Origin of the sequence: Spirosoma flavum (genome assembly GCF_042686045.1) — a bacterium.
GTDB classification, from domain to species: Bacteria; Bacteroidota; Bacteroidia; order Cytophagales; family Spirosomataceae; genus Spirosoma; species Spirosoma flavum.
Genome location: NZ_JBHUOM010000047.1, coordinates 1 through 803, shown reverse-complemented (window position 1 = coordinate 803; position 803 = coordinate 1). Strand labels below are relative to the sequence as shown.

Genomic DNA, 803 nt, shown 5'->3' with positions numbered 1-803 from the left:
AGAACATCCAAGCTGCGGTCACCAACCCAACCAGTCCTAGCAGGCTCATTAACAGGCCGGGTAATGATCGAATCGGGACCTGAAGTTGACCCGTCTGTTTTTGCGGGGTTAAAAATAGGCGAGGTTCACCAACGGTCGTGATGGTTTTATCACTGGGTGGTGCCCAGGCCACCGGAATCGAAACATAGTTGGGTTGTTGCTGACCTTGTGAAAAAGGAAAGGTTTGCGCATTTAAAAGCTTCAGGCTACTCATCGCCGCGAAAAGAACCAGAGCGCCTAACACCAGGTAAAAGAAGATGGTGACCAGCCGCTTGACGGTGGGGAATACCCAATATGGTGATTTGGTTTCCATATGTATCAAGATTAAGATGATGATACAAAGGAAAGCGTATTTATTGAATATCAATAAATATTTTCTCTTTATTAATAAATACTTATTGAATTAGTACAAGGCTACCTTTGTTAACAAGAGATCAACACGAATCTCATCTAGTAAATCGGTTTTTAACGAACGGACTACTAGCAGCCAACCACTTATAGTAGTTAATAATACGTCTCATTTCGGGGAGCGTAATTTGAGAATTCGAAATTTTCCTAGCTTACCAACTATTTCTTGAAAAGATTAACTCATTCGTCATTCTACGGCCAAGTAGAGGCGATTAGCTGCACATTTTTTTTGACAAATTGGTTGCTCTGAAAATGGTACTTTTCTTAGTCGAGTTGCATAAGTAGACTTATGTTTAGGGAATTTTCTTAGAATGACTCGTCAGCAGTAACTTACGCCGACCATGGGAAGAGGAGCT

1 protein-coding gene is annotated in these 803 nt (G+C 41.5%); it reads right to left on the bottom strand.

Annotated elements, in window-relative coordinates; genetic code table 11:
* Window positions 1–352: hypothetical protein (locus ACFS25_RS29030; RefSeq protein ID WP_381508301.1), on the bottom strand; the 352-nt coding region annotated here is incomplete at its 3' end.
* Window positions 353–803 lie beyond the last annotated feature (451 nt).